General features: G+C 59.6%; 19 protein-coding genes, 1 tRNA gene and 1 pseudogene. 11 read left to right on the top strand and 10 right to left on the bottom strand.

Translation table 11 applies throughout. The annotated features are described in order from the left end of the window. The 3 genes from NAV33_RS15270 (at position 1) to NAV33_RS15260 (ending at position 2,409) form a co-directional block, all read left to right on the top strand. Entirely contained in the window at positions 1–603 is a 603-nt protein-coding gene (locus NAV33_RS15270) for a LysE/ArgO family amino acid transporter (protein WP_255981511.1), read from the top strand. Positions 604–964: 361 nt separating this feature from the next. Next, positions 965–1,546, top strand: coding sequence for a superoxide dismutase (locus NAV33_RS15265; RefSeq protein WP_255981509.1), 582 nt, complete (start codon positions 965–967; stop codon positions 1,544–1,546). Between the two features lie 179 nt (positions 1,547–1,725). Continuing rightward, positions 1,726–2,409 carry an SDR family oxidoreductase gene (locus tag NAV33_RS15260; protein ID WP_255981507.1) on the top strand — a complete coding sequence of 228 codons (684 nt, stop codon included), beginning with the start codon at positions 1,726–1,728 and terminating at the stop codon, positions 2,407–2,409. A gap of 97 nt (positions 2,410–2,506) precedes the next feature. Here NAV33_RS15260 and dcd read toward each other — a convergent pair whose 3' ends face one another. Beyond that, complete coding sequence (gene dcd, locus NAV33_RS15255; protein WP_255981505.1) at positions 2,507–3,073, bottom strand: dCTP deaminase; 567 nt, start codon at positions 3,071–3,073, stop codon at positions 2,507–2,509. 319 nt (positions 3,074–3,392) lie between these two features. On the opposite strand from dcd, the gene NAV33_RS15250 reads away from it, so the two are divergent. Continuing rightward, positions 3,393–3,602, top strand: a complete 210-nt coding sequence (locus NAV33_RS15250) for a cold-shock protein (protein WP_003282211.1) — start codon at positions 3,393–3,395, stop codon at positions 3,600–3,602. Positions 3,603–3,713: 111 nt separating this feature from the next. On the opposite strand, the gene apbC is transcribed toward NAV33_RS15250, so the two are convergent. Then, positions 3,714–4,808 carry an iron-sulfur cluster carrier protein ApbC gene (apbC, locus tag NAV33_RS15245; protein ID WP_255981503.1) on the bottom strand — a complete coding sequence of 365 codons (1,095 nt, stop codon included), beginning with the start codon at positions 4,806–4,808 and terminating at the stop codon, positions 3,714–3,716. 194 nt (positions 4,809–5,002) lie between these two features. On the opposite strand from apbC, the gene metG reads away from it, so the two are divergent. From metG to NAV33_RS15220, 5 genes are all read left to right on the top strand, one after another. After that, on the top strand, positions 5,003–7,045 hold the full coding sequence (gene metG, locus NAV33_RS15240) for a methionine--tRNA ligase (RefSeq protein ID WP_255981501.1): 2,043 nt from the start codon (positions 5,003–5,005) through the stop codon (positions 7,043–7,045). A 102-nt stretch (positions 7,046–7,147) separates the two neighbouring features. Then, a complete protein-coding gene (locus tag NAV33_RS15235) occupies positions 7,148–7,357 on the top strand; it encodes a cysteine-rich CWC family protein (protein ID WP_255981499.1) in 210 nt (69 codons plus the stop codon). Further along, positions 7,357–8,049 carry a pseudouridine synthase gene (locus tag NAV33_RS15230; protein WP_255981497.1) on the top strand — a complete coding sequence of 231 codons (693 nt, stop codon included), beginning with the start codon at positions 7,357–7,359 and terminating at the stop codon, positions 8,047–8,049. The genes NAV33_RS15235 and NAV33_RS15230 overlap by 1 nt, the downstream gene beginning before the upstream one ends. Before the next feature lie 66 nt (positions 8,050–8,115). Continuing rightward, positions 8,116–8,189, top strand: a tRNA-Gly gene (locus NAV33_RS15225). Positions 8,190–8,776: 587 nt separating this feature from the next. Beyond that, on the top strand, positions 8,777–9,817 hold the full coding sequence (locus NAV33_RS15220; RefSeq protein ID WP_255981496.1) for a hypothetical protein: 1,041 nt from the start codon (positions 8,777–8,779) through the stop codon (positions 9,815–9,817). 21 nt (positions 9,818–9,838) lie between these two features. On the opposite strand, the pseudogene NAV33_RS15215 reads toward NAV33_RS15220, so the two are convergent. Further along, positions 9,839–10,145: pseudogene (locus NAV33_RS15215) on the bottom strand (propanediol utilization protein); the annotation flags it as partial. Between the two features lie 124 nt (positions 10,146–10,269). On the opposite strand from NAV33_RS15215, the gene NAV33_RS15210 reads away from it, so the two are divergent. Continuing rightward, on the top strand, positions 10,270–10,734 hold the full coding sequence (locus NAV33_RS15210; RefSeq protein ID WP_255981494.1) for a nuclear transport factor 2 family protein: 465 nt from the start codon (positions 10,270–10,272) through the stop codon (positions 10,732–10,734). Between the two features lie 64 nt (positions 10,735–10,798). Here the strand turns inward: NAV33_RS15210 and NAV33_RS15205 are convergent, their stop codons facing one another. From NAV33_RS15205 to putP, 7 genes are all read right to left on the bottom strand, one after another. Continuing rightward, positions 10,799–12,205, bottom strand: coding sequence for an alpha/beta hydrolase (locus NAV33_RS15205; protein ID WP_255981492.1), 1,407 nt, complete (start codon positions 12,203–12,205; stop codon positions 10,799–10,801). Positions 12,206–12,809: 604 nt separating this feature from the next. Next, a complete protein-coding gene (locus tag NAV33_RS15200) occupies positions 12,810–13,241 on the bottom strand; it encodes a response regulator (protein ID WP_255981490.1) in 432 nt (143 codons plus the stop codon). Continuing rightward, entirely contained in the window at positions 13,234–14,778 is a 1,545-nt protein-coding gene (locus tag NAV33_RS15195) for a sensor histidine kinase (protein ID WP_255981488.1), read from the bottom strand. Before NAV33_RS15195 ends, NAV33_RS15200 begins: the two co-directional genes overlap by 8 nt. A 2-nt stretch (positions 14,779–14,780) precedes the next feature. Continuing rightward, positions 14,781–15,353 (bottom strand): YfiR family protein, encoded by a 573-nt coding sequence (locus NAV33_RS15190; protein WP_255981486.1) that lies wholly within the window; start codon positions 15,351–15,353, stop codon positions 14,781–14,783. Between the two features lie 4 nt (positions 15,354–15,357). Beyond that, complete coding sequence (locus NAV33_RS15185; RefSeq protein WP_255981484.1) at positions 15,358–17,283, bottom strand: TonB-dependent receptor plug domain-containing protein; 1,926 nt, start codon at positions 17,281–17,283, stop codon at positions 15,358–15,360. A gap of 105 nt (positions 17,284–17,388) precedes the next feature. Next, a complete protein-coding gene (locus tag NAV33_RS15180; protein ID WP_255981482.1) occupies positions 17,389–18,879 on the bottom strand; it encodes a sensor histidine kinase in 1,491 nt (496 codons plus the stop codon). Between the two features lie 478 nt (positions 18,880–19,357). Next, entirely contained in the window at positions 19,358–20,842 is a 1,485-nt protein-coding gene (putP, locus tag NAV33_RS15175; protein ID WP_255981480.1) for a sodium/proline symporter PutP, read from the bottom strand. 485 nt (positions 20,843–21,327) lie between these two features. Here putP and NAV33_RS15170 point away from each other — a divergent pair, with 485 nt between their 5' ends. Then, on the top strand, positions 21,328–21,552 hold the full coding sequence (locus NAV33_RS15170) for a DUF3203 family protein (protein ID WP_255981477.1): 225 nt from the start codon (positions 21,328–21,330) through the stop codon (positions 21,550–21,552). Positions 21,553–21,620 lie beyond the last annotated feature (68 nt).

The raw sequence follows: 21,620 nt of genomic DNA, 5'->3' as shown, positions 1-21,620 counted from the left end.
ATGTGGCAGAGCTATTTCAACGGATTACTGGTGACGGCAGGACTGATCATAGCCATCGGTGCCCAAAACGCCTTTGTCCTGGCACAGAGCCTGCGCCGAGAACACCATCTGCCCGTAGCCGTCCTCTGCATCCTTTGTGACATTCTGCTGGTCAGCATCGGCGTGTTCGGCCTCGCCGCGGTGCTGGCGGAAAGTCCGCTGTTGCTGCAGATCACGCGCTGGGGTGGCGTGATGTTTCTGCTGTACTACGGTGTTATCGCCTTGCGCCGCGCGGCACGTCCACAAGCCCTGCTGGAGGACGCGCAACGCGGCCCACGCTCGTTGCAGAGCGTGCTGCTCGCCGCGCTGGCGGTCACGCTGCTCAATCCACACGTTTATCTCGACACGGTGTTGCTGATCGGCTCGCTCGGTGCCCAGCAGCCCGAGCCCGGCGCCTATACGCTCGGTGCCGCAAGTGCGTCGACTCTGTGGTTTCTCATTCTCGCCCTTGGCGGCGCCTGGCTGGCGCCCTGGCTCGCACGGCCGCTGACCTGGCGGCTGATTGATCTGGGCGTGGCGGGAATGATGTTCGCCATCGCTGCGCAACTGGTTATCCTCACCTGAGGAACGCCTGCTGTAAGCGGAGGTCCACGCAGAGGGTCCCATGCAGCACCCCGCCCTGAGCGAGCCCAAGCGACAAGCTCTGGCCTCGGCTTTTCCACACAGTTGTCGCGTGGTTTTGCCGCAAGCCGGGTGCTATGATCCCTGGTTCGCGGGCATGGAGTGGAACGCTTCAGCCCGCCATTACGGCCGCCCGTGAACGGCCGAAAGATTGCGCACGCATGTAGCGAGCGAAGGGAAAGACAGGCGTAAACGGACGAGCATCAGTGCAGTAGTTTTCTCCGTTCCGCGAGGCGCTGGTCAACAGCGCAGCTGCCTCCTTCCGAGCCGCATCTATTCTCGACACCTGAGCAGGAGATACACCATGGCTTTCGAATTGCCGCCGCTTCCGTTTGAAAAGAATGCCCTTGAGCCGCACATTTCCGCCGAGACTTTTGAATACCATCACGGCAAGCATCACCAGGCTTACGTGACCAACCTGAACAACCTGATCCCGGGCACCGAGTTCGAAGGCAAGGACCTGGAAACCATCATCAAGACCTCGTCCGGTGGCATCTTCAACAATGCCGCTCAGGTCTGGAACCACACCTTCTTCTGGAACTGCATGGCACCGAACGCCGGTGGCCAGCCGACCGGCGCTCTGGCTGATGCCATCAACGCCTCCTTCGGTTCCTTCGACAAGTTCAAGGAAGAGTTCACCAAGACCGCCATCGGCACCTTCGGCTCCGGCTGGGCCTGGCTGGTGAAGAAGTCCGACGGCAGCGTCGGCCTGGCGAGCACCATCGGTGCCGGCAACCCGATGACCGCTGGCGACAAGCCGCTGCTGACCTGCGACGTCTGGGAACACGCCTACTACATTGACTATCGCAATGCGCGTCCGAAGTTCGTTGAAGCATTCTGGAACGTAGTCAACTGGGACTTCGTCGCGAAGAACTTCGCCGGCTGAGTCACCTGGCTTGCAACATGGGACGGCTAGTCCCGTGACACTCGCAACCGAAATGCCCGCATCCTGGTGATGCGGGCATTTTTCGTTCTAGCGGTACAACGCACGAAACCTGCGAGATTAAAAAGGCACTGCAGCAGCATTAGCTATGCTTATAGCCCGTCTATTTCGGAGCTCTTTCCATGCCCAACACAATTCTGATCATCGGCGCGTCACGTGGCCTCGGCCTGGGTTTGGCGAAGCAGTTCGCCAGCGAAGGGTGGCAAGTGATCGCCACCCTTCGTGACCCGCAGCGCGCGGATGCGCTGAAGGCCATCGCGAATATCCGTATCGAAGCGCTGGATATAGACGATCCCGCAAGGGTCGATGCCCTCACCCAGCGATTGTCCGGCATCACACTTGATGTGCTTTACATCAACGCAGGGATTGCTGGCTCACGCGCGCTCTCGGCCGACACCGCTACGCCGGAAAACGTCAGCCAGTTGTTCATGACCAACGCAATCGCGCCGGTGCGACTGGCCAAGCGCATGCTGCCCCTGCTCGACTCGCACTCGGGCGTCATTACTTTCATGAGTTCTATTATGGGCAGCGTCGAAACCGGCCCGGGGATGGGCATGCCGCTGTACGGCGCGAGCAAGGCGGCCCTCAACCATCTGACACGAACCTTCGTTGCAGGTCTCGGAGAAGGCACGGGCCTAACTGTGCTTTCGATGCACCCGGGATGGGTCAAGACAGATATGGGCGGAGCGGAAGCGCCACTGGATATCGAAACCAGTTGCCGCGGCATGGTCGAGCAGGTCACGCGCGCTGCCGGCCAGGGTGGCCATCGGTTCATCGACTATCAGGGCGAAACGCTACCTTGGTGATGAACGGAGCGACGAGCCGACCCCTGAAACAACAATGCGGGCGGCAGCATCAGCTACCGTCCGCATCGATAAAGTAGCCAGGGGTTCCTGAAAGGCTTTATGCCTTAGGCAGCGTTACACCGCGCTGGCCCTGATATTTGCCGCCGCGATCGCGGTATGACGTCTCACACTCTTCATCCGACTCCAGGAACAGCATCTGCGCCACGCCCTCGTTGGCATAGATCTTCGCTGGCAATGTGGTGGTGTTGGAGAATTCCAGCGTCACGTGCCCTTCCCATTCGGGCTCGAGCGGCGTCACGTTGACGATAATGCCGCAACGGGCGTAGGTGCTCTTGCCAAGACAGATGGTTAAAACGTTACGCGGAATGCGGAAATATTCGACGGTACGGGCCAGAGCGAACGAGTTCGGTGGGATGATGCAGACATCGCTCTTGATGTCGACGAAGCTTTTCTCGTCGAAGTTCTTCGGATCGACCGTCGCCGAATTGATGTTGGTGAACACCTTGAATTCATCGGCACAGCGCACGTCGTAGCCATAACTGGACACGCCATAGGAAATCAGGCGCTCGCTGCCCTCGCCGCGCACCTGGCGCTCGACGTAGGGCTCGATCATGCCGTGCTCCTGGGCCATCCGGCGAATCCACTTGTCCGATTTGATGCTCATGGCGGGCGTCCTGATTTGGCTGGTAGTTGTCAAAGAAAGGCGTGCATCTTACCGAGCCCACGAAGCCGGTTCAAAGCCCCTGAGCCAGTACGATGCGCTGCATCTCTGACGCTTTGGCGGAATATGAAAATAATGCTCGCATTGCGACAGAAATGGAGTATCTTTCATTGGCTGCTGCTGCATGTGTCACCGTGAATCGCTACATGTTTAGATTTCGATCCGATCATTGCTACGACTCCTAACTCCTTGCACACAGTCACCGTTCGGGGTATTTGCCCGTTCAAATTATCTCTACACCTTGTTCAAGGAGACATTTCAAATGTCCAATCGCCAAACCGGTACCGTTAAGTGGTTCAACGATGAGAAAGGCTTCGGCTTCATCACTCCGCAATCCGGTGACGACCTTTTCGTACACTTCCGCGCCATCCAGGGCGACGGTTTCAAGAGCCTGAAAGAAGGCCAGCAAGTTTCCTTCGTCGCTACCCGCGGCCAGAAGGGCATGCAAGCTGAGGAAGTTCAGGTTATCTAACCTGAAGTTTCTCTGAAAAAGCCCCGCTTCGGCGGGGCTTTTTTATGCCTGCGATTTGCTGCATCAAGCGGCCCGGCAGCGGACGACGCACGAGCGCCGCCCGCTCACGGGTCAATCGTCGGAGACGACGATGTTCGGCATCGACTGCGCAATGATCTGGCCGCTCTGTGAAATCCGCGCCCCAACGCTGCGCGCCATCTGCTGATAGATCATGGCGATCTGGCTTTCCGGATCGGCGATAGTGGTTGGCTTGCCGGCATCGGCCTGACTGCGGATTGCCATCGACAGCGGCAACGAGGCCAGCAGCTCGACGTTGTACTGCTCTGCCAGCTTCTCACCGCCGCCTTCACCGAACAGATGCTCGGCATGGCCGCAGTTCGAGCAAATGTGGATGGCCATGTTTTCCACCACTCCAAGCACCGGAATGTTCACCTTGCGAAACATCTCGACGCCCTTCTTGGCATCCAGCAGCGCCAGGTCCTGCGGCGTAGTGACAATTACCGCGCCCACCACCGGCACTTTCTGCGCCAGGGTCAGCTGGATGTCACCGGTGCCCGGTGGCATGTCCACCACGAGATAGTCGAGATCGTTCCACGCCGTCTGGGTGATCAGCTGCAGCAAGGCTCCGGAAACCATCGGGCCGCGCCAGACCATCGGAGTCTTGTCGTCGGCCAGAAACGCCATCGACATGATCTGCACGCCGTGCGCTTCCAGCGGGATGAAGGCTTTGCCGTCCCGTATCTGCGGGCGCGTGCCCTCGACGATGCCGAACATGATGCCCTGGCTCGGCCCGTAAATGTCCGCATCCAGCACACCTACACGCGCCCCTTCGCGCGCCAGCGCCAGCGCCAGATTGGCCGCCGTGGTGGACTTGCCAACACCGCCCTTGCCGGAAGCCACCGCGATGATGTTCTTCACATTGGCCAGCGCTGGCACCTGGTCCTGCGCCTTGTGTGGCTTGATTACGCAGTCGACCTGGACATCAGCACGCGTCACGCCTTCGAGCTGCTCGATCGCCATCGCGAGCATTTGCGCCCAACCGCTGCGAAACAGCCCGGCGGCATAACCCAGCTCGAGCTGCACGCCGACGCGATCGCCCTGAACTTCGATGGAACGTACACAACCGGCGGTCACCGGGTCTTGGTTCAGGTTCGGGTCGGTGTACTGACGCAGTACGGCTTCGACAGCTTCGCGTGTGACGGTCATGACTACTCCCAAGAAAACCTAGTAAAACAGACGGGCATCTTACCCCGTGGTGCCGTATGGGCCCATCAACCGCGTCAACATGGCGCGGCACTCGGTATTCGACCGGCACCAGCCGCGCCAGTGCGGGTGAAAAAAAAACCTCGCACCTTTATAGTGTCCGACTAACTTCGCAACCCCGACTGCAGATTTCCCCCATGTCCGAAGCCCGTCAGATCCTCGTTACCAGTGCCCTGCCCTACGCCAACGGTTCGATTCACCTTGGCCACATGCTCGAGTACATCCAGACGGACATGTGGGTGCGGTTTCAGAAGCTGCGCGGCAACCGGTGCATCTATGTCTGCGCCGACGACGCCCATGGCTCGGCCATCATGCTGCGCGCCGAAAAGGAAGGCATCACGCCCGAGCAGTTGATCGCCAATGTGCAGGCCGAACACAGCGCCGACTTCGCCGACTTCCTGGTCGACTTCGACAACTTCCATTCGACCCACGCGGAAGAGAATCGCGAGCTGTCTGAGCTGATTTACACCAAGCTGCGCGACGCCGGCCACATCGCCACGCGCTCGGTCACCCAGTATTTCGACCCTGAAAAAGGCATGTTCCTCGCTGACCGCTTCATCAAGGGCACCTGCCCGAAGTGTGCGGCCGAGGACCAGTACGGCGACAACTGCGAAAAGTGCGGCGCCACCTACGAGCCCACCGAACTCAAGAACCCACGCTCGGCCATCTCCGGCGCCACGCCGGTGCTGCGGGACTCCAAGCACTTCTTCTTCAAGCTGCCCGACTTCGAGGCGATGCTCAAAGAGTGGACCCGCAGCGGCAGCCTGCAGGATTCGGTGGCGAACAAGATCGCCGAATGGCTCGACGGCGGCCTGCACGAGTGGGACATCTCCCGTGACGCGCCCTACTTCGGCTTCGAAATCCCCGACGAGCCCGGAAAGTATTTCTACGTCTGGCTGGATGCGCCCATCGGCTACATGGCCAGTTTCAAGAACCTCTGCTCGCGCCGCCCAGAACTGGACTTCGATGCATTCTGGAACAAAGACTCAAGCGCCGAGCTGTACCACTTCATCGGCAAGGACATCATCAACTTCCACACCCTGTTCTGGCCTGCCATGCTCGAAGGTGCCGGCTACCGCAAGCCCACCGCCGTCGCCGTGCACGGATACCTGACGGTGAACGGGCAGAAGATGTCCAAGTCGCGCGGCACCTTTATCAAGGCGCGCACCTACCTCGATCACCTGAACCCGGAATACCTGCGCTACTACTACGCGGCCAAGCTCGGCCGCGGCGTGGACGACCTAGACCTGAACCTCGAAGATTTCGTGCAAAAGGTCAATTCCGATCTGGTCGGCAAAGTGGTCAACATCGCCAGCCGTTGCGCCGGGTTCATCCACAAGGGCAACGGCGGTGTGATGGTCGACCGCAACGCCGCACCGGAACTGACCGACGCCTTCCAGACGGCAGCACCGTCCATTGCCGACGCTTACGAGAACCGTGATTTCGCCCGTGCCATGCGCGAGATCATGGCGCTGGCCGACCGCGCTAATGCCTGGATCGCCGATAAGGCGCCCTGGGCACTGAACAAACAGGACGGCATGCAGGATGAAGTCCAGGCGATCTGCGCCACCGGCATCAACCTGTTCCGTCAGCTGGTAATCTTCCTCAAGCCAGTGCTGCCAAACCTGGCTGCCGACGCCGAGCGCTTCCTGAACGTCGAGCCGCTGGGCTGGACTGACCTTCAGACGCTGCTAAGCAACCATCAGCTAAACGCCTTCACCCCGCTATTGACCCGTATCGAGCCTGCCAAAATCGAAGCCATGATCGAATCATCCAAGGAAGACCTCGCCTCCACTGAAACCGCTGCGCCAGCCCAAGGCAATGGCGAACTGACCAAGGAGCCGATCGCCGCCGAAATCGCCTTCGACGCCTTTGCTGCGGTTGACCTGCGCATCGCGTTGATCGAGAAGTGCGAGTTCGTCGAAGGTGCCGACAAGCTGCTGCGCCTGACCCTGGATATCGGCGACGCCAAGCGCAACGTTTTTTCCGGCATCAAGAGCGCCTACCCAGACCCGAGCAAGCTCGAAGGCCGCCTGACCCTGTACGTCGCTAACCTGGCCGCGCGCAAGATGAAGTTCGGCATCTCCGAAGGCATGGTGCTGGCCGCCGGCCCTGGCGGTGAAGAGATCTACCTGCTCAGCCCCGACAGCGGCGCTAAACCTGGTCAGCGCGTTAAGTAACGACGTAACAGCACGGGAGCCCGGCGCAACGCCGGGCTCCCGCTTCGATTCCCCAACGACCGTCTCACCACAGCGAGCTGCTGACATTCCCCGGAGGCGGTAATGAACCAGACACCCGATCCCAGTAAATGCCCAGTTTGCGGCCAGTCGAATCAATGCAGCCTGTCCAACCCGGCTACCGCAACTCAGCCGTGCTGGTGCTTTAGCGCCGAGATATCCCCCGAGTCCCGTGAACGGATTCCGGACGACACGCTGAATAAAGCCTGCATCTGCCCGCGCTGCGCTCGCGGCGAGTCTCCAGCAAAACCCTGATGCGCCTCGACCGCTTCCTTGCCAACCTGCCCGACTGCAGTCATCGCCAAGCGCGTCTCCTGCTGGCATCGGGCCGTGCTTCGGTGAATGGAGCGACCGTTTGCGACGGCACCCATGATGTCCGCATCTTCGACCGTATCGAGCTGGACGGCGAGGTGTTGCAGGCAGGCAAACCCGCGCGGTTCTTTATGCTGAACAAGCCGGCTGGCTGCGTCAGCGCCACCGCCGATCCGCAGCACCCCACGGTACTCAACCTGCTACATGAACCGGACAAGGGCGAACTGCACATCGCCGGGAGGCTGGACTTCAACACCACCGGGCTGTTGGTCATCACTAACGACGGCCTATGGTCACGCCGCCTGACCCAACCGAAAAGCCTGCTGGGCAAAACCTACCTCGTCGAAACCGAAGACCCCATCGACCCCATCTGCGTCGAGCGCTTCGCCCAAGGCCTCTACTTCCGCTTCGAGAACCTCACTACCCTGCCCGCCGCGCTCGAACTGCTCGGCTCGCATCAGGCACGCCTGACCCTGCATGAAGGCCGCTACCATCAGGTCAAACGCATGTTCGGTCACTTCAACAACAAGGTCACCAGACTGCACCGCGAACGCATGGGCCCGCTGCAGCTCGATCCCACCCTCGCCCCCGGCCAATACCGCAGCCTGACTCCAGAGGAAATCGAGCAGACCTGAAACAACGGGGAAAACCACTTCATCAGCTTCAACTCGCCCCGCCCTTCTGGTACAAAGGCTGCCTGCGCGGGCGTCGTATAATGGCATTACCTGAGCTTCCCAAGCTCATGACGAGGGTTCGATTCCCTTCGCCCGCTCCAGATACCATCGCTTTGGCAGGACCAGTGAGTTCGCGTCGGTATTGTTCCCAGCGACGACAACTGCACGCCCGCCCCACCGTAAACAAAATGCAGCCATCCCCCGGCTCGCTACTACGCTGCGAACTCATCCAACAGCAGGCAGACGCGCTCCGTAAGCCGTCAGACCCACCTAAGCAATTGGAGCTGAGAGAGCGGGCTATAACAGACAGCGCGTCGGCGGACAGTTCAAGTGGGCAGTCGTAAACGACCAGATCGACTTCAACAGTGTGTGCCAAAACTACAAACGCGGCCCTGATCTACCGCGAACGCCGAAAGGTGCCGAGGTCGCCTTCAAGCAGACGGGCAGCCGATACCAGCCCGCATGCGCAGCTGCCAACAACTACATGCCATAGACGAAACCGCAGCTGGGAACTGTGGCAAATACATGATCACTGCAAAAAAGGCCGGCATGCACGAGGAAAGGAGCTAATCCCCGTCAGCCACCGTTTGGCTCTTTTGACCTATACCGCAACCTGAACGGACCGACAACACTCTCCTTGCTTCGCCTGTGATGTACGGAGCTAATCCAATGCGAACAGGAGATTCCAATGTCTAAAATCACTCCTTTAACTGCAGCGCTTTTATTCGCGGTAAGCGGCAGCGTATTAGCCAACGAACGTGTGGCTGAGGTAGAACAGAACGGCATTGATAACAGCGCAGAACAGACGCAGAGCGGCGTCATGCAGCGGTCCTTCATCCTGCAGAACGGCACGGAGAACAGCGCACTCACTAACCAATCTGGCACCAGCAGCGAGGGTGGTCAGGCAAGCATCGAGCAAGTAGGAGCGCTGAATACCGCCGAAATTTATCAGGTGAATGGAAGCCGGCCCGGGATGGCAAGCGCGTATATCTATCAGACAGGGAATGCAAATAGCGCCGCGCTCGAACAGCATGAGTCTCGTGACGAGCTTGCCGTTACTGCGACTATCCATCAGGAGGGTACTGGCAACCAACTCAATGCCAGGCAGGCCTGGGTAGGCAACCAGCTTGACGTGGTGTCGATCGGTCAAGGCAACATCGTCCAAGTGGACCAGTCCGGCTTCAGCACCGCAGAAATTCAGCAGACCGGTACGGCTAACCTAGTGCAGCTGGAACAGGTAAGCACCGGCATTGGTGGTGGTTTCGCTGTGGTCGAACAGAACGGCATCGCCAACCAGGCGAACATACAGCAGTTCTCCGGACGCTACCCTGCCGCCGATGTATTTCTACAGCAAATTGGTGTCGCCAACATCGCGCAGATCGAAGCTGGTGGCGGCTACAGCTCGCTGGACTATATACAACGTGGCACAGGAAACGAGCTTGACGCCTACATGGCCGGGCAGAACAGTAGCTTAACCGGATACTCAGAAGGCGATTACAACACGGTGGTAACGTCGCAGGTTGGAAACAACAACAGCCTGGATATCGTTCAGGTTGGGTCTTATAACCAGATAGAAGCCCGCCAAGAATTTCACGCCCATGAAGCGCTCATCAGCCAAACGGGTCACGGCAACCAGGCTTTCCTGACGCAAGCTCAATCGCTTGGCAGTAATTCAGCGAGCGTCGTTCAGAACGGTAGCGGCAACATAACCAGCGTTCTCCAACAGTAAAACAGCTGTATCCCCCAGTGGTACGCGGCCCAGCCTGAGGGCATTGCGTACCCACTTGGCGTTGCGGCGGGTTGGATTTCGGTGAAGAGTCATCGGTGTATTCGCCGCGCTGGCACAGGCCGATCAGCAATACAACCTCGCTGAAGGAAAGCCTTCATAGATAAGCTCCAGCCCGGCGATAGCAGCGCGAGTGATGTAGCGGGTGTCGTCGGTTGGGTACGGCAGCTCACAGACGACACCTTTGGCGAACTTGGATTCGTCCGGTTTGAACATGCCGGTGCGGATGCTCACGTATACGCTTGCACATGAGTTGCTGCGCCCGCAGCTCTCGCTGGAGCGGCATAGGTCAAATAACGTGACAGACCGAGCTGACTCGCTTATCCGTTCATTGTCCCCGCACTAGCTGTGCAGTGCTGAGTTATTGAATATTAGCTATCCACCGGAGCATATTTTTGAAAGCCATAGATACGACCATCTTCTTGCAGATCAACGACCTCCTCTGTCAGTTTTTCCTTTCCTTTGATCGGCGGGACTGGCCTGCCATGGTCGAATGCCTTGCGCCTCTGGTGGCGATTGATTACTCGTCCTCGGGTCGGGAGCAGCCCACGACGATGAGTGGCCAAGACTTCGTTAGCCGCCGGCAGAATGCGGTTGATAGGTTGGCCAAGCACCATAGCTTTTCCAACCTTCTTATCGCGCGTGGTGCAGATGAGCGTACTGTCAGTGCGCGATGCAACTATCTGATTCTTCGTTTTGACTCTGCCGGCTCAGGCGATTTCTTCCACTCGTGTGGAAGTTATGAATTCCTCTTCGATGACATACAGGGCGATTGGAAAATATCGAGCATCAAGCAGAATGCTCTCCGGAGCTGGGGCAACTCGAGCCTGCACGGTGGATCGTGGCAGGGGAACGCCTGAGTGAGATTTCAGATATAAAAAGCCCTGCACACGCAGGGCTTTCTTCGCTCAAGACGCTATTGCATCAACTCTCAGGACAAGCCGGCAGCAACGCACGCGTTGGAACACCTTCGTTACGGGTGAACCGGCAACCGTAGGCGGGATCTGCGACGACACGTGGGTTTATGACGTCGTCGCCGGCCGGTTTGATGCCCTGCTGTTCCCATTGCAGCATCGCTGCCATCGCTTCGACCTGTTCCTGGTAGCTGAAGTCGCAGTGACTGGGTGCGCGGATGGCACGTTGTACCAGCAGGTCGCCGTTGCCGTTGGCTACAGCGTTGCGGCGGTAGATCTGCTCATGGATGAACGGCACGTAGAGGTCACCGAGCGTGTGGATGCTGACCACCGGGACGTTGAACTGGCCGTTTACTACTGGAATCCAGCGCAGGCCGTCCGGGCGGATGCTGTTGGCTGGCGGATGGCCGATCACACGGATAATCGAATCGTTGAACTCGCGCTCTTCCCGGGACATCGCCTTGCGCGTATCGAACTGGTAGCGCGTGGCGAGATTGCCGGTGAGCGAGTCGGCGAGTATCCCGTCAACCGAACCATCCCGACCGCCTGTACCGAGCACCACACTCTGCAAACTTGTGCGGAAACCTTCGGCGAAAATTGGACGTTCGCCGCCGCTGAGCTCACGCACGATGCCTTCGAGCTTCAAGCCCTGCGGCGATGGATCGGTTGGGTAGGTGTTCCATAGCGCACCGATGATCTGCGGCAGCTTTGCCTGGAAATCGGTCGCCGGAAACGTGGTTGGCCCCAGTCCAGCCAGGTGCTGCGCGGCCAGGGTGAAATTCATCAGGTACTCGAACTCATAGACATCGCCAGTGACACCGCACATGGGCACCGAGCCGCTGTAGCGCACCGGGTTATTGGCAGTAGCGTATGTCTCGGCCTCTACTGCCGCTGCCGCGACGTGGCCGCCCATTGAATGTCCGGTGATATAGGTCTTGGACGGCTGCGGCTTGCCTGTCAGGCTGCTGAAGGCTAGCGCCAGGGCATTGGTATCTTCGACGCCGGCGCGCACATCGTAATAATTCTTGCTGTAACTGGAAGCGGCCCAGGCGTAGCCCTGTTGTAACAGCCATGGACGGATCGGTGGTGGCCCGACGGTGAGTTCCGGTCCTGTGCCTCGGTAGCCGTGCGCGTACATGACCAGCATGCCGTTCCAGTTCGGCGGAACTTCGATTTGGTAGGACGAGCCTTGATAGATGCCGGTCCAACGCTCACTTGGCAGCCCCGGAAATGCCGCCAGCGGCGATACGATCGGAACAAAAATGCGCGAATCCTGCTCACGTGATTCGCTGTGCGATACCGGTGGTTTTATGGGTTTTGACCGAGCCTGAACATCAGCGGCAATTCCGATCGTACCAACTAGCATTACGCCGACAACGGCACGTGCACAGGCTGAAGCCAACTTGCTTGGAAGCATGGGAAGTCTCCTGAATTATTGTTTTTGTTCTAGCGATGCGAGCTTTGCGCCAGATTGCTGAGCGAAGACGCTACATGTCACTCATATCAGCGTGGCAACTGCCTACGACTTGCCAGGCTAGACGAATGTTCGCAAGCCGACCGGGGTGCAACGCGGCGCAGGAAGTCCGGCGAGCGGCTCCGTGTCCCACGACACCGTCGCGCCCGCTCTATGTCGAGGTATGGCTTGTTTCTTTCCAGTAGCAGCCGTTCGTCGGAAATTTTTACCCTGCGGGCCAGCTTCGAACGCAGCCTGCCGGCAGGCTAGCGCCTTGGGTGGCGGGATAGCTGAGCTGTTCGAAAGATTTGGCTTACGGACGTAACTGATGCCAGGCAGCAAGGTGCGACGGGCTGACGTCAGCCGACCGTAGTAGCTACCACCGACGCAATCAATGGTGTCTTGCCTGACCCTGCGCTAGCCAGGAATTCGCGAGCAAGCTCGCCCCTACAGATTCCTGCAACGATGCAAGAATCAACCAACGATATTTGCACATCGGCCAAAAGCGCAGCAGTCATGCGCAGTTTTAAAAAACGCATGACCAGCACAGTCGGTGTTGTAACCGCCGCTAGGGTAACCGGTTGTTCAGAACCCAATACCAGCCGGCGTGACTCACCACATCCATAAATGCCTGATATTCCAATGGTTTGACCAGGTAGCTGTTGACGCCCAACCTGTAGGCCTCTTCGAGGTCGCGATCTTCGGCAGACGAGGTGAGTACGATGATAGGAATGCTCGCCTTGTCCGGGTCGGCCTTGAGGCGTTCGAGCAAGCGCAGGCCTCCGACCTTCGGTAGTTTGAGATCGAGCAGAATCAGCAGGCGCGGGATTTCGGCGCGCTCGGCATAAGCGCCGTTCCTGTACAGATAGTCCAACGCCTGCGCGCCGTCGCGGAGCCAGGTAACGCGCTCGGCCAGGCCGTGCTTGCCGAGCGCGCGAATGGTCAATTCCCCATCGGTGGCACTGTCTTCGATCAACAGTATCCGAATGTCGTTAGACACGGCCATCATCGTTCCCTTCTGGCAGGCTGAAATAGAAAGTCGCCCCTTGGTCGGGCTTGGCCTGAGCCCAAACCTGGCCGCCGTGGCGGACAACGATCCGCTTGACCGTTGCCAGACCCACGCCTGTGCCGGGGAATTCATCGTTGCCATGGAGGCGTTGGAACACGGCAAACAGTTTTTCGTAGTAGTCCATATCAAAGCCCACGCCGTTGTCAGCAACGACAAAAACTTGCTCGCGGCCCCGCTGTTCAGCCCATATCCGGATTTGCGGAGTGTTCCGGCCTTTGCTGAATTTAACGGCATTGGCGATGAGATTGGTCCAAACCTGTCGAATCAGCGATGGGTCACAGGCGACAGTAGGCAGTGGCCCCCGTTCGATCGATGGCAAGTGTTCGCCCGGCACTGCGGCCAGCTGGGCAATCACATCGGCGACCAGATCTCCCATATCGACCTTCGTTTTGCTCAGCTGTTTGCGCCCCAGCCGCGAGAAAGCGAGCAGGTCGTCGATCAGCCGGCCCATGCTTGCGCAATTCTGGCGGATCACCCCGATCAGCCGCAGCCCCTCCGCATCGAGTCGGGGCGCGTATTCCTCAAGTAAGATCCGGCTGAAACCATCCATACCGCGCAACGGCGCACGCAGGTCGTGCGAGACGGAGTAGCTGAAGCTCTCCAGCTCATGGTTACTCTCCTCGAGCTGAGCCGTGCGTGCGGCCACGCGCGATTCAAGTTCGGCGTTGAGTGCACGCAGAGCCTCGTCGGCCTTGCGCCGTTCGCTCATCTCGCTGAGCAAGCTGTCGTGCTTGACGCCCAGGTCCAAATAGGTCTTTTCCAACTGCTGATGCTGCGTCTGGATCTGCGCCAGCATTTGGTTCAGCGCGTCAGAAAGGTCGCCAATCTCATCGGTGCCTTGCTTGTCGGCACGCAGGCTGTAATCGGAGCGATCAGTGACTGCCCGCGCCACCTCGACGATGCGCAGAATCGGCGCGGTAATGACCCGTTGTAATAAAGCTGCCAACAGCGCAGCGCAGAGCCAGACTGCGCCGAACATGCCGACGACGATTAACGCGTACCGTTTGATGAATGCAGTCAGTGGCGCCAGATCGGTCTTCAGGTAAACGACACCTGCAGGGTCGTCTTGTGGCCCGATGGGATAAACCAACTCGAGCTGTTGGCTACTGAAACGCTCACCGGGTGTCGGCGCCTGCTCAGGAACCTCGAAGAGAGGCGAAGCACGGTATTTGGCAAACAGCGAGCCGTCGCTCGAATAAACCGCCGCGCTGACGATATGCGGCTGCGCCACCAGCGAGTTAAGGTTTTCGGCCGCCGCGGCCTCGTCGTTAAAACTCAACGCAGCCTCGGTATTGACCGCCAACAGCCTGGCCAGGCTGAGGAGTTCAGCCGACATGCGATCACGCGCGGTATTGGCTTCGTAGCCAATGATGACCACCGCGGCCCCCATCAGCGACAGGGTACTGGCGAGCAGAATCGCCGCGATGATCTTCGTGCCGATCGGCAGGTTGCGCAAAAAACCAACCATGATCATTCCCTCACCTGAGCGAGAGAAAGCAAGCGTGAACTAAGCTGAATCTGCTCGCGCCGCGCCTGGGCAAGATTGATGATCAGCCGGACCCGCCCCTGCACCATGTGAAGCGCAATCATGCCGTCATCGGCAAACGCCGCACCCTCGCCGACCGTCAGTATTGCCCCAGCGGGAAGCCTTTGCAGGTAGCCCTTGGCCATGCTCGGTTGGGGCGGATTGACGAAAGCGATATGACAGCCCTGTGCCGCTGTAGGCAGATCGATGCGGTGCAGGATCAGCGCCCGCTTGGCCGTAGAGCGCGCCGCCAGCAATCGATCGATCCGAGCGCCAAAGGGATCGACACCCACCAGGCAAATGCGTACCGGCGCGTCGGGCCTGGGGCCTGAACCAGCCGGCCATTCGACGTAGTCGGCAAAATTCAGCAGAAACGCGGCCTTGATGTCGTACTCGTCTGCAGCCGCAAACGCCAAGCCATTGAGCGACGCCCACATCAACACAGCCAGGGCACCCAGCGCGAACGGGCGAGCCCGTAGCGATGGATTACGATCACGCTGAAAGAATGAACAAGGCATGCGACTAGAACCTGTGCGTCGCGCGCACGTACAGGGCGCGCTCCACTTCGGCGCCAATGTCGACAAACTCTGGGTGCTGCGCGTCCAGCAGGTTCTGTCCGACCAGGCTGAGGCTCCATTCCGGCACGGGTGACCAAGCGACATGGGCGTCGAGCTCGGTATAAGCCGAGAGGCCTGACGCCTCAAGCCGGTCGACATGCCTAACGACAGCGTCCAGGTTCCAGTGCTCGCCCAGGTCGTAGCGGGAAAAAAGGCTGAACTGCTGCTGCGGTGCAGCATTCTCCGATGCATCCGAGCCCGCTACTTCGGGCGCAGCGTCGAGATCGATCTTCAGCGAGCTGTAGGCAAGGTCGAGGCGCCAGGCCGGCAACACTTGCCAACGCGCCGCCAGCTCCGTCCCCCAGGCCCGGCCATCCACGCCATTGGCGAAGATCGCCGGAACCACTAGACGGCCATCATCTCCCACATAGGGCATGCCAGTGCGGGTACCCAGCAACTCTCGGTAATCGTTGACGAACAGCGTGAGATCGAAAAACAAACCGGCCGTCGGCGATACGCGGTAGCCGAGCTCGTAGGCTGTCACCTCCTCCGCGTCGACCGAGTCGCTACCAGAGATCACCACCCGAATCGGAGCGGTCGGGCTAATGACCTGCACACGGACATCGTTGTCCGCCCGGCTGGGGGTGTGAACCGCCCGGGACACCGAGCCCCACAGGGTGTTCTGCTCGTTCGGCGTCCAGCTCAGCTGAGCCGAGGGTTGAAACTCGAAGCCCGTGTAATCGTTGTGCTCGACCTTCGCCCCGAGCGTAAACGCCAGCGTATCGGTCAGCGCCATGGTGTCCTGCGCGAAGGCGCTGAAAATGTCACTGGTCTGCCTGTCCGGATCGAACGAGATGGTGTAGCTCTGCGCGAATGAATCGCGAATGTGCCGGTAGCCTCCGCCCCACACGAGCTGGTGCGTATCGTTCAGGCGCAGGTGATGCTGAAAATCCAGATCGAAGGTGTACACCTCCTCCTCGATCTGCAATGGCCGCGCCTGGTACCAGTCAAAATAGGTTTGCAGCGAGGTTTCACTGTCAGCCGATTGTGTATTCGTCCAGCGCCCCAGCACGTTGCCACCCCGGGTGTCGCTCTCAATGAGCTTAGGCTGGTTATAAGGCGGAGTCGGCGACGACACCACCGGAAACAGCCGCCCCACTTCACCCTGATAGAGGTCGCCTTGCAGCGTGAACGCGTTGGCCTGTGGTGCCCAGTCACTTCTGAAGCCCACTCGTTCCTGGCTCCACTCATCGCCCGCATCGCCAGTGGCCCGTGGCGAATCATCGCGGCGGAGCTGTTTGGCATAGGCGCGGTAACTGCCGGTCTCGCCCAACGCATCGCCCCAGCGCACGGCGCTGGTTTGTAACTCGTTGCCCATTGTCAGCGACGCAATACCGCCATGAGTATCGTGAGAGGACTTGGTGATGATATTGATAACGCCGTTAACGGCATTGGCACCCCACTGGGCAGCGCCAGGCCCGCGGATCACTTCGATACGCTCGATATCGGCCAGGAGCACATCCTGTGAATCCCAGTTAACCCCTGCATGCACCGGTGTGTAGACGCTACGGCCATCAATCATGACCAACAGCTTGTTGGCAAACTCGCCATTGAAGCCGCGACTGCTAATGGCCCAGCGACGACTGTCGATGCGCGCTACGTGCAACCCTGGAACCAGCCGCAAGGCTTCAGGGATGCTGGTGGCGCCGGAACGCCGGATGTCCTCGACGGTGATTACGAAGATCGCGGCGGCGGTACCGGATAGCGGCTCCGGTCGTCTCGAGGCCGAGGTCACGTCCATCTCCGCCAAAGCCTCGATGGAAAGATCTGGCAGGCGCGCGCTTTGGGCAGCGTCAGCATGCGCTGCCCAAAGCGCGAACGGTGCGATCATGGTCACGATCAATAATGCTGGCTTGCCTGAACTACGCAACGGGGGCCTTCCTTTGGACGAATACGAGCAGGGCTGCCCGTTGATTGAATGACGATCGCCAGCGCATCAGACGGACATTGGCAGGCGGACCGAGAAAGTGGTGCCTTCCGCGCGGCTGCTCGAAACGCTCACGCTGCCGCCATGCGCCTCGGCACCTGCTCTCACCATGGACAGCCCTAGTCCCCAGCCGGCGAGGTTGCTGTTGCGCTCGGACGAGGCCCGGCGGAACGGTTCGAAGAGAATGGCATGATCTTCCGATGGAATCGGCGCACCTTGATTGTGCACACTGAGAATCGCGTCGCAGCCTTCGGTCTGGATATTGAGCGAGACGGGCGCGGCTGGGTCGCCGTGCTTCACGGCATTGCTGAGCAAGTTCTCCAGGATGCGGCGAACCAGGCGGCAATCCCAAAGGCCCTCCACCTCGGCCGGAGCGAACAGCCGGTAGCGATCGCCATACAGGGCGGACAGCTCCTCGATCACTATTTGCGCAGTGCGACGCAAACCGCATGTCTGCATGTTCAACGACAGGCGCCCACCCGCTCGCACCAGATCGGCATCAAGCAGGGTCTGGATCATGTCATCGACTCGATCAGTATTCTCGATGATGCGGCTGTGCAACTTTGCGCTGGCTTCATCGCCTTGGTTCTTGCGCATCAGCAGTTCGGCGCTCAGTTTCACCGCCGTCATGGGCGTGCGCATGTCGTGCGAAAGCGTTGAGATGAACAGCTCGCGCATTTCACGTTCGCCGCGAATCCGCGCTTCAGCCGCAGCGCGCTCGGTCATGTCGCGCCCGGCGCAGGCAACCGCGATCACGATGCCCTCGCCGTCGGTCACGGGGCTGACGATGTATTCGTAGAGCAAGGCGGCTTCGCTAGGCGGCAAAAAAGCGCCTTCATTACGCACTGTCCTGCCGAGCAACGCTTCATCCAATGCGGCACTCAGCCGCGCAGTGGCGTCGGCGCATAATTCCAGCTCTTCGATGCGCTTACCGACGATGCCTTCTAAAGTCACGCCCCAGGCATCCAGCGCGGCCCGATTGGCGTAGCTCAGACGGCGATCCGCATTGATCAGAATGAGCAGATCGGGGACGGCGGAAAGGAGCGTATCGAAGGTCCGAGCCTGATAGATAACTTTTTCGGCCAAGCGCTCCCGCTCGCGTTCAGCCTCGGCCCGGATCTGCCGATCGCGACGTTGATCAAGCGCCCGCCGCACGGCGGCGCCAAGACGAGCGAGGCGATCCTTGAGCAGATAATCGGTGGCGCCCTCGCGCATCAGTTCAACCGCCAGCTCTTCGCCGATCGCGCCCGATACGATGATGAACGGCACGCTGAGTTGCGCCTTGCGCAAGCAGGCCAGCGCTCGAACGCCAGTAAATTGAGGCAGCTGATAATCGGCAATGATCAGATCCAGATTGGGCCTGAGCTGTGCGATGAATTCAGCCTCTGTCTGCACCCGCGTCCAGGTAGGCTCGAAGCCCGCGCGGCGAAGCTCATGAAGTTCCAGCTCCGCATCGATCGGGCTATCCTCGAGAATGAGAACCTGCAACGGATCCGGCATTCCATTACTCCGCAATTTCGGGACTTTGAGGGGGCATCAGCCAGCATACGTCCAAGGCAATACGGGCACCCGACAAAACGATCGCGGCACCCTCCAGGGCGACGTGGCGAACGTGAGAAACTAAGCGGGCCGACAAGAATGAATCACATTCGGGCCCGACTGTGCGGTCCCGTTAGCGCAACGGAGCATAAGGGAAGAGCGATTGCGAGTAAAACAACCTTGCACGCGTTCTACCTGACCTGAGCGATGCGTCAGTCGGGCGTTTTTTATCGCCAAGAAAAACCGTTTCGATGCACATGTTTGTCAACCGTGCCCGCTTCGCCTGACGGGATATTTATCGACGAAACGGCACTGGTTGGGACTCCGCGGCAGATTGTCAGAGAGGATCGCCTGGCACGGGCCGCTTGCCACCATCGCGCCCGCCCTGCTCGCAAGTGCTATCGGTCGCATAGCACAGTGACGCCGTGACACGTATCACCTAACCCGCGCGATACTCCGCATCGGCAATCTCGAAACGTTGCTGAATGGACGGTGCCGGCTCCTTGCCCATTAGGCTCACGATATAGATGGCGAGGCTCGCAAGGATGAAGCCTGGAATGATTTCGTACAGCCCGAGGCCGATGAACTCTTTCCATACCACCACGGTAATCGCACCGACCAGCATGCCCACCAGCGCGCCGTTGCGGGTCATGCGCTTCCATATCAGCGAAATCAGTACCACCGGGCCAAAGGCGGCACCGAAGCCGGCCCAGGCGTAGGACACCAATCCAAGTACCTTGCTGTCCGGGTTGGATGCGATGCCGATGGCGATCAGGGCGATCAGCAGAACCATGCCGCGGCCGACCCAGACCAGTTCGGTCTGCGAGGCGCCTTTGCGCAAGAACGCCTTGTAGAAATCCTGCGTCAAGGCACTGGAGCTGACCAGCAGCTGTGCGCTGAGAGTGCTCATCACCGCCGCCAAGACGCCGGAAAGGATGATCCCAGCCACCCAGGGATTGAACAGGATCTTAACCAGCTCCATGAACACCCGCTCACCGTTCTCGGTTACGGGGCCGGCTTGGCCGGGGTTATTCGCAAAGTAGGCTATGCCGAGAAAACCCACCGCCACTGCGCCGGCCAGCGTCAGAATCATCCAGGCCATGCCGATGCGGCGCGCATTTGGGATGGTCTTCACCGAATCGGCGGCCATGAAGCGCACCAAGATGTGCGGTTGGCCGAAGTAGCCCAGGCCCCAGCCGAGCAGTGAAATGATCGCGATGAAGGACAGGCCCTTGAACATGTCGAAATTCGAAGGATCTTGCGCGGCGATGGTGTCCATCGCCGCGCCCATGTCACCGAGGGACAGAATGACGAATAGCGGCGTGATTAGCAGCGCGAAGATCATCAGCGTGGCCTGTACGGTGTCAGTCCAGCTCACCGCCAGGAAGCCGCCGATGAAGACATAAAGGATGGTCGCCGCTGCGCCAACCCAAAGCGCGGTGCTGTACTCCATGCCGAAGGTCGATTCGAACAAGCGGGCCCCAGCCACCACGCCGGAGGCGCAATAGATGGTGAAGAACACCAGAATCACCAGCGCCGAGAAGATCCGAAGCAGCCGGCTGGTATCCTCGAAGCGATGCGAGAAGTAGTCCGGCAGTGTCAGCGCGTTGTGGTTGTGCTCGGTGTGCACACGCAGACGGCCAGCAACGAAGATCCAGTTGAGCCAGGCGCCGGCAATCAGTCCGATAGCGATCCAGCTCTCCGACAAGCCTGCTACAAAGATCGCGCCCGGCAAGCCCATCAGCAGCCAGCCACTCATGTCCGAAGCGCCCGCCGACAACGCCGTGACGAAGCTGCCGAGGCTGCGCCCGCCGAGGATATAGTCGTCGAAATTCTTGGTGGCGCGGTAAGCGGTGAAGCCGATGAGAATCATGGCCGCGATGTAGATCACGAAAGTGATCAGAGTCGGGGTGCTCACATTCATTTGAATTTTTCCTTGTGCTGCACAGGCATTGCTCCGCCGCCACTGGCGAAACGCGAACGCTTGTGGCGCAGCGCTGGCAATGGATGGTCGAGTCGGTAGGAAAGCATAGCGTCTCGACGTCCTCTTCGCTCGTGACCAGACAGTTCTCATCAGAAGAAGTACAACTCGCTGGGTGATCAGCCCTAAGGACCGATGGCACAGCGAGCAATCGCTAGCGATCGATCACCTGCCCGCGCATGGGCGCAAGGCGCGCCAGCAGGCGATCGGCACAGCCTCGGCGACCATCGCATCCTGCAGATTCTCAACCAGCGCGTTGAAGGATCAGGCCAGCCTATTGCCACTGCCTGATCAGCGATTTTTTACTTCTCAAACCGACCATTGCGCTACCTCCGCGCAAACCGATCGCTCCAGCGGCGGTCTGACAAGTAACAGCCGCCCGCATCCGCAGCACGGGCTCCATTGACAGCGAAACCAGGAGGTCTGCCATGACCGTCAGCATCGATACCGCTACCGGCACCTGCTCCACCACCGTCCAGGGCACTACCTACCGCAGCGCGGTCATGGATGTTCGCGTCAGCACCGATCCGGCGGCGCGCATGTCGGTTGCACATATTGATAGCGCCAGCGTGCACGTTCCCGAAGACCAGGCCGAACACCTGATTGCCGCAGGTGCCAAGGATGATCGCGAGAATCTAATTGCCGACGACTGAACGAACTGCATGAACCGAAGCCGACCGACGCTCGGCAGTTCATAGAAAAAAGAAACCCCGCTGCCGGA

It is taken from the genome of Stutzerimonas stutzeri (assembly GCF_024448715.1).
GTDB classification, from domain to species: Bacteria; Pseudomonadota; Gammaproteobacteria; order Pseudomonadales; family Pseudomonadaceae; genus Stutzerimonas; species Stutzerimonas stutzeri_AR.
This window is presented reverse-complemented; position numbering and strand designations above follow the sequence as displayed.

What these genes read in the sequence shown, in the direction of transcription:
- NAV33_RS15270 (WP_255981511.1), top strand. Translation starts at nt 1, where the DNA reads ATGTGGCAGAGCTATTTCAACGGATTACTGGTGACGGCAGGACTGATC.
- NAV33_RS15265 (WP_255981509.1), top strand. Translation starts at nt 965, where the DNA reads ATGGCTTTCGAATTGCCGCCGCTTCCGTTTGAAAAGAATGCCCTTGAG.
- NAV33_RS15260 (WP_255981507.1), top strand. Translation starts at nt 1,726, where the DNA reads ATGCCCAACACAATTCTGATCATCGGCGCGTCACGTGGCCTCGGCCTG.
- dcd (WP_255981505.1), bottom strand. Translation starts at nt 3,073, where the DNA reads ATGAGCATCAAATCGGACAAGTGGATTCGCCGGATGGCCCAGGAGCAC.
- NAV33_RS15250 (WP_003282211.1), top strand. Translation starts at nt 3,393, where the DNA reads ATGTCCAATCGCCAAACCGGTACCGTTAAGTGGTTCAACGATGAGAAA.
- apbC (WP_255981503.1), bottom strand. Translation starts at nt 4,808, where the DNA reads ATGACCGTCACACGCGAAGCTGTCGAAGCCGTACTGCGTCAGTACACC.
- metG (WP_255981501.1), top strand. Translation starts at nt 5,003, where the DNA reads ATGTCCGAAGCCCGTCAGATCCTCGTTACCAGTGCCCTGCCCTACGCC.
- NAV33_RS15235 (WP_255981499.1), top strand. Translation starts at nt 7,148, where the DNA reads ATGAACCAGACACCCGATCCCAGTAAATGCCCAGTTTGCGGCCAGTCG.
- NAV33_RS15230 (WP_255981497.1), top strand. Translation starts at nt 7,357, where the DNA reads ATGCGCCTCGACCGCTTCCTTGCCAACCTGCCCGACTGCAGTCATCGC.
- NAV33_RS15220 (WP_255981496.1), top strand. Translation starts at nt 8,777, where the DNA reads ATGTCTAAAATCACTCCTTTAACTGCAGCGCTTTTATTCGCGGTAAGC.
- NAV33_RS15205 (WP_255981492.1), bottom strand. Translation starts at nt 12,205, where the DNA reads ATGCTTCCAAGCAAGTTGGCTTCAGCCTGTGCACGTGCCGTTGTCGGC.
- NAV33_RS15195 (WP_255981488.1), bottom strand. Translation starts at nt 14,778, where the DNA reads ATGGTTGGTTTTTTGCGCAACCTGCCGATCGGCACGAAGATCATCGCG.
- NAV33_RS15190 (WP_255981486.1), bottom strand. Translation starts at nt 15,353, where the DNA reads ATGCCTTGTTCATTCTTTCAGCGTGATCGTAATCCATCGCTACGGGCT.
- NAV33_RS15185 (WP_255981484.1), bottom strand. Translation starts at nt 17,283, where the DNA reads ATGATCGCACCGTTCGCGCTTTGGGCAGCGCATGCTGACGCTGCCCAA.
- NAV33_RS15180 (WP_255981482.1), bottom strand. Translation starts at nt 18,879, where the DNA reads ATGCCGGATCCGTTGCAGGTTCTCATTCTCGAGGATAGCCCGATCGAT.
- putP (WP_255981480.1), bottom strand. Translation starts at nt 20,842, where the DNA reads ATGAATGTGAGCACCCCGACTCTGATCACTTTCGTGATCTACATCGCG.
- NAV33_RS15170 (WP_255981477.1), top strand. Translation starts at nt 21,328, where the DNA reads ATGACCGTCAGCATCGATACCGCTACCGGCACCTGCTCCACCACCGTC.